We start from the raw sequence: 6,167 nt of genomic DNA, 5'->3' as shown, positions 1-6,167 counted from the left end.
TGGGTAATGCCACCGAACACGCTGGCACCGATGCCGCTGTTTCCAAGCGGAAGGGACCATTTTTCCCATCCGTCATAGCTGTCCGGAGCTTTTTCGTCATACCACAGCTTCAGCTCATTTTCATCAGCTGCTTTTGTCTGCACATCTGCTGTTTTTGCCGGTACTGCCGCAAATGCTGCAGAAGGCACGGAAGTTGCCAGCAGAACAGCTGACAAAGCCGCAGACATGGCTTTCCAAAGTTTTTTCTTTTTCATACTTTTTGCTTTTCTCCTCTCTTATTGTTACTCTCTTTTTTAACATTTGCTGAATCAGAAGAAGTTTCATCAAAAAAATGCACGCCATGTCTGCATGACGTGCAATCTTTTCCCATCTGCTGAAACATTACTTAGATTTTACCATTATTTTTACTATATAGCAATGTATTTTTTAGCAGATTTTATTTACTTTTCTCTATTCGATATTTTTCAGTGCCGTTTCCATCGGTATTTTGCTGATTCTAAAGAACTGTAGCAAAGCAACCAATGCATAAACTGCCATGCCCATCAGAAACATCTTCCAGTATATTGCAGGCTCAATGTACAGAGAAAGCCAGCCTGAAAACTCTGCCATCATATAGACATAGATCACCTTGATCGTCCAGGTGGCGATCCACAGACTCAGCAATACGGAAACGGCAACCACCCAACTTGTGGAAACCAGATACAGGCGGACGATCTCATCATTTTCATAGCCAAGGATCTTAACCATGGAAATAGAATGTTCATTCTTTTCAATGATCAGTTTTGTCAGAAGATAGATCAGAAGGGCAAACAGAAGAACCGCAAATACATTGATCAGCTGAAACATATTTCCCATAGAGACATCCAGCTGTCTGGAAATCTTGGTCAGGTCGTCCTGTGTGATCGTGGAAGCAATGTACGCTTCTTCGATATCGGTGATCTTTTCGTTTGAGAAATAGCCATTAAAATACGTGTCGGATTTCTCAAACACACGGCAGAACTGCGGCATTGACATAAATACGGAAAGTCCGGACGGATAGACATAGATTCCTTTTACCGCAAAAGAGTATGTTTTATCCCCGTAAGTCTCTTTCAGCCAAATGGTATCTCCTGTTTTTATATTGTATTTTTCCGCATATCCATCTGAAATATACACACCCTCATCCGGAAAATCCGCCTTCATGTAATGACTTCCCTGCTGTGTTCCGTAGACAGTGACGCTCTCACTGTCCCGTTTGCCCGGAATGGTTTCCAGTGATTCCATGCAGAATTTTTCTGCCTTTTTGTTTTCTGTTTCCAGTGACGGAGTCAGGAAGCGGCTCAGTGCCCCATACAGGGTGTAAGTGTCATCCTCATCAATCTCATCCGGTACGTTTAGAATGTACTGATAATCTGCGATCATATTGTCAACGGTCTGTTCCTGGTAATGATCCAGAAGCGGTGCCATCATCATGCCGAACAGCAGCAGAATATTGGCAAATACGATTCCCACAAACAACGTGATGTAACTGGATTTGTTCTGCAGGATAATACGCAGACGGAACCGGTCAAAAAAGCGAATATCCGGCAGTTTCACTGCTTTTTGTTTTTTTGATGTGCTTAAGTCTCTTCTTAGAAACTTCAGCGGAGTGAGTTTTAATCTTTTCGAGATCAGGACCAGATTGACCAGCAGCATGATCACAAACGGCACAATGGTCGTCAGGACGAATGCATCCATATTCCATCTCGTTTCGTAGGTCGGAAGACTGTAACTTCCATAATACATACCGGCACAGATATTTTTAAAGACGGTATAACCCAGAACATTTCCGATCACCGCTGCTATAACCGTGACCAGAAGCGGCAGTGTCATGTAATGTACCAGAAGTTCTTTTCTTGTATAACCGGAAGCCCGCAGGGTTCCGATCACCGCAGCCTCTTTGACAATCGTATTGTTTGTTGTCACCGCAAAAACAAAGGCCATGATTGCAATCAGGATATACAAAAGCACGATCATCATCGAACGGTCACTGCCCATATCGTCTCCGGTGAAATGGATCGCCTGATTTGCATAGCGTGGGATATAGCCTGTCACCGATGTGTAATCTGCCAGTATCTCAAGAAAGTCATCGGAACGTTCTTTCTCTGCTTTTTCTCCCTGTGGCGGATCATCATATGTCCAGGAATAACGATATTTAAGGTGCGTTTCTTCCAGATTGTCAAAGGCTTCATCTGTAACAATGGCAACACCGAACTTAACTGCATCAAACATCATATCCGAATTATTGGAAAACAGTGCACTGTAATCGGACAGTGCCACATAGCCTGTCACCGTTTTTTCTTCTTTTCCGACTTTTATGACGTCACTGATCTGTATCTTGTTATTTTCTGCATACATACGGTCGATGGCAATCTCATCTTCCTTCTTGGGAAGCTCTCCTTTCATCAGGCATACGAGATCGATCTGGCTGCGGTTTTTGTAAACGCGGACTGTACTGTCCTTTTCCCCGTCGAGATCAGTATCTGCATCTTCTTCGACATAGTAATTTTCATAAATCTGAACGCCTTCTTTTTCCAGTCTTTTGATCTGACTGTCCGTTGCCTTTTTCTCCAATGTAAAGTTTCCATCTTCGATGTGATATTTCTCAAAGCTTTCCTGATAAGCTGCCAGCATACTGTCATCTGCCACCAGGAAACCGGAGACAAATCCGATCGTCGCTGTCATAAAAAGAAAAACTGCAAGGTATTTTCCAATGTCACCGATCAGTTCTCTTGGAAGACGTTTGAGCAATGGATTTTTCATATTCTCACCGCCTTACCATTCCAGATCAGCTGCTGCGATCTTGGTTTCATTGACATAATTTTTCCGGATTTGTCCGTCCCTGAGCTTTACGACACGGTCTGCCATATTTTTGATGGCATCATTGTGCGTTACCATGATCACCGTGTTGCCGTATTTCTGGTTGATCTGCTCGATCAGGCAGAGGATTTCTTTGGAAGTCTTGTAATCCAGTGCACCCGTCGGCTCATCACACAGGAGAATGTCCGGATTTTTGATGATTGCACGCCCGATTGCCGTCCTCTGCTGCTGTCCGCCGGAAAGCTGGTTCGGCAGCTTGTTGCGATGTTCATACAGCCCAAGTGTTTTCAGAAGCTCATCCAGTTCCAGCGGTCTGTCGCTTAAATAAGCTCCCACTTCAATATTTTCTCTGACACTGAGATTTGGTATCAGATTGTACATCTGAAATACATATCCCAGATGTCGGCGGCGGTATTGCGTCAGTCTTTTTTCTTTCATATCCGCCGTTTTCTCACCATTGATGGAGACATACCCTTCGTCCGCCTGGTCAATCCCGCCGATAATATTCAGAAGCGTAGATTTTCCGGAACCGGATGGTCCAAGCAGCACACAGATCTGTCCTTTTTCAACAGAAAAGTCAATTCCTTTCAGCACTTCCGTCCTGTTTTCTGCTGTGCCAAATGATTTTTTCAAGTCTTTGATCTCTAAAAACATATTTTTCCTCTCCCAAAAAATAGTCTGTAACTTGTCGCTCACTGTCTGCAAAGGCGGTAGTCACTTTATATTTGATGTTAGAATCAACTAACTTATGGTCATTATAGCACAGTTGTCTCGCTTTTTTCTGATTTGTATTTGATAATTTTTCTCGTTTTAAAAAGCTGTCACGGGCAAAGCCTGAATGGTTATTATAGATTTTTCCCCTTCAAAGCTGCACGCTGCATCACCAGCTTGATCTCATGCTCGCTTCTTCCGTAGGACATCAGCTCATGTGTCAGATATTCCGGTTTTATGGTTTCTACCAGTTTCTGAACTTTCGGTGTGGTAAAAGGCAGATGCTGGTCGATCTGGAAGACGTGTTCATAGCAGGCTTTGGAACATGCTTCGTAATCCGATGGCATGGCATCCTTTTTGGTGATCAGCGTTTTCACATACGCACCCGTGATGCTCTGATTTAAATGCATGCCTTTGATATAAGAAGCCAGATTTCCATGCTCTGCAACTTTTTCCAGGATGTAATCGACCGCCTCATCCTGCGTTTTCAGTTCCAGATTCATGTGCATCAGATGCCCGGTATCCAGCATAATGCCTTTCTTTTGATAATGGACCTGCGAGAGCAGACGCTTCGTCATCTCCGGCCTTGTCATGGTAAGACCCGGCCACCAGAGATTTTCCATGAGGAAATCAAACGTGTAATCTTCTCCATCCAGCAAAAGATTGATCAGTTCTGCCGCCGCATCGATCACTTCTTCGTCTGTGTGCCGGCACTGATAGGTAAACAGCTCCCTGGCACTGACATCGCTTACATGAAAGACCACATAGCGGGCTTTCAGCTTTCTGGCACGCTCCAGGTCTTCCCGAAAACGTTTCAGGATACAGCTGCGATCGAGCCCTCCGAAAATCTCTTTCACTTTTTCAAAGGATCCGTATTCTTTGCTCAACATCTCCAGTTTTCCATTCCAGAAATCCAGCCAGGAATCAAAATATCGCAGATGTACGCCAACCACGGATCGTTCTGTAAAGAAATCATCTCTTCCTCCCTCACACGGCAGCAGTTCAAATCCATCCATACCAAGATTTCCTGCAAACGAAATGGCATCTGCCTCATCCCGATAGCGTTCCACATCAAACGCATAATCCGTTGTGTTGATCATCTGTTTCATAAAATCATTCGCTCCTCTTCAGTCCGAGAAATGCTGCCAGATTGCCACGTTTGCCTTTTGAGGCACGGTGTGAATACAAAAGTTCCGGATTGCAGCAGGTACACCACTGGGTCGTATGGATGTTTTCCGGCAAGATTCCGGCCTCCTCCATCACAATCTCATTTGCCCTCCATAAATTCAGCTGATACTTTCCGTTTTCTTTCCGGTAATACAATTCGCTCTGACAGTCTTCACGATAATATTTCTGAAATTCCAGAATGACATCCTCGCTGACTTCATAACAGTCCTGACAGATCGATGGCCCGATTATTGCTACGATATCTTCCGGTCTGCTTCCATATTGATCCGCCATCGCCTGAACCGTTATCTTGCCGATCTTATGAACCGTTCCACGCCAGCCGGAATGTGAAAGCCCGACTGCTTTTCTGATGGGATCTACAAAATACAGCGGCACACAGTCTGCATAAAACGTTGCCAGCACCAGTCCCGGAACGTCTGTGATCAGTCCGTCCACATCCGTATAATCCAGCGGTTTTGTAAATCCTTTGCCGCGGTCTGCTTCTGTCACCACACGGATGTTGGTCGTATGCGTCTGATCCGAAAAGACCAGATCTTCCGGTGTGAAACCGATCGCATCTGCAATTCTTCTGAAATTTTCACGTACATTTTCTTCCTGATCGCCACGCGAAAAACTCAGGTTCATGCTCGACAGATGCTCTGTGCTCACTCCGCCAAGCCGCGTTGAAAATCCCTGCACGATCCCTTCCATCTTTTCAAACGGCGTAGCGGAAAGCCATGTCACACCGTTTTTTTCTCTTTTTTCAAAAGTACCCATTTATCTTCCTCCTGCAAACTCCTGAAATGCCAGTGTCAAAAGTTCTTTTGACCCCAATAGATGCCTGCAAATTGCTCTGCTAAATACCGATCAAAACCGGACATTTCCGGCATAGGCAAACGCATCCCGGATCAGTTCCATCTCTTCTCCGTCAAATGCCACGACATCAAACCGGACACTCTGGTCTGCACAGATCCCGTGAACTTTCATATAATAATCTGCCACGCGGCTGATCGTTTTCTGCTTTGCTGTGGATACGGCCGCTGCCGCACCGCCCTTCTTGTTGTTTTTGCGGTATTTGACCTCCACAAATACCAGATACGCCCCGTCGCAGGCGACCAGATCGATCTCCCCGATCCGGCAGCGATAATTTTTCTCTATGATATGATAACCACATTTTTCCAGATGGACGGCTGCCAGTAATTCATATCTTGCCCCAGTTTTGCGTGTGTTTCCCCCTCTTGTCATTGATACCCCCATTTTCTTTTGTATTATGAGTTATATGCGATTTTTCATGTTTCGCACTGTGAACTACCCATTGTCTAAAGCCAATGGGCTTCCTGCTTCGCAGACCTCGTAACCTACTATCTCCACAGGCGTTAATTCGGGCAGTCCCTGCCCTATATTGTTATTCCTTTTATGCTATTCGTCTTAATCCTTCTTCCAGTATATTC

6 protein-coding genes are annotated in these 6,167 nt (G+C 44.9%); all 6 read right to left on the bottom strand.

Going from position 1 to position 6,167, the window contains the following annotated elements; translation table 11 throughout:
* The coding region (locus ACLTL4_RS10650) for a hypothetical protein (RefSeq protein ID WP_412320521.1) at nucleotides 1-254 on the bottom strand (254 nt) is incomplete at its 3' end.
* Between the two features lie 196 nt (nucleotides 255-450).
* On the bottom strand, nucleotides 451-2,781 hold the full coding sequence (locus ACLTL4_RS10645; RefSeq protein WP_412320520.1) for an ABC transporter permease: 2,331 nt from the start codon (nucleotides 2,779-2,781) through the stop codon (nucleotides 451-453).
* A 12-nt stretch (nucleotides 2,782-2,793) separates the two neighbouring features.
* A complete protein-coding gene (locus ACLTL4_RS10640) occupies nucleotides 2,794-3,492 on the bottom strand; it encodes an ABC transporter ATP-binding protein (RefSeq protein WP_173866489.1) in 699 nt (232 codons plus the stop codon).
* Nucleotides 3,493-3,683: 191 nt separating this feature from the next.
* Entirely contained in the window at nucleotides 3,684-4,658 is a 975-nt protein-coding gene (locus ACLTL4_RS10635; protein WP_412291501.1) for a TIM barrel protein, read from the bottom strand.
* Nucleotides 4,659-4,662: 4 nt separating this feature from the next.
* Nucleotides 4,663-5,493 carry a peptidoglycan editing factor PgeF gene (gene pgeF, locus ACLTL4_RS10630; protein WP_022119455.1) on the bottom strand — a complete coding sequence of 277 codons (831 nt, stop codon included), beginning with the start codon at nucleotides 5,491-5,493 and terminating at the stop codon, nucleotides 4,663-4,665.
* Between the two features lie 90 nt (nucleotides 5,494-5,583).
* On the bottom strand, nucleotides 5,584-5,961 hold the full coding sequence (locus tag ACLTL4_RS10625) for a YraN family protein (RefSeq protein WP_173897335.1): 378 nt from the start codon (nucleotides 5,959-5,961) through the stop codon (nucleotides 5,584-5,586).
* Nucleotides 5,962-6,167 lie beyond the last annotated feature (206 nt).

The sequence above is a fragment of the Hominisplanchenecus sp. genome, from assembly GCF_046967715.1.
GTDB classification, from domain to species: Bacteria; Bacillota; Clostridia; order Lachnospirales; family Lachnospiraceae; genus Hominisplanchenecus; species Hominisplanchenecus faecis.
This window is presented reverse-complemented; position numbering and strand designations above follow the sequence as displayed.

Coding starts and splice junctions, on each gene's coding strand:
- ACLTL4_RS10625 (WP_173897335.1), bottom strand. CDS start 5,961: ATGACAAGAGGGGGAAACACACGCAAAACTGGGGCAAGATATGAATTA.
- pgeF (WP_022119455.1), bottom strand. CDS start 5,493: ATGGGTACTTTTGAAAAAAGAGAAAAAAACGGTGTGACATGGCTTTCC.
- ACLTL4_RS10645 (WP_412320520.1), bottom strand. CDS start 2,781: ATGAAAAATCCATTGCTCAAACGTCTTCCAAGAGAACTGATCGGTGAC.
- ACLTL4_RS10635 (WP_412291501.1), bottom strand. CDS start 4,658: ATGAAACAGATGATCAACACAACGGATTATGCGTTTGATGTGGAACGC.
- ACLTL4_RS10640 (WP_173866489.1), bottom strand. CDS start 3,492: ATGTTTTTAGAGATCAAAGACTTGAAAAAATCATTTGGCACAGCAGAA.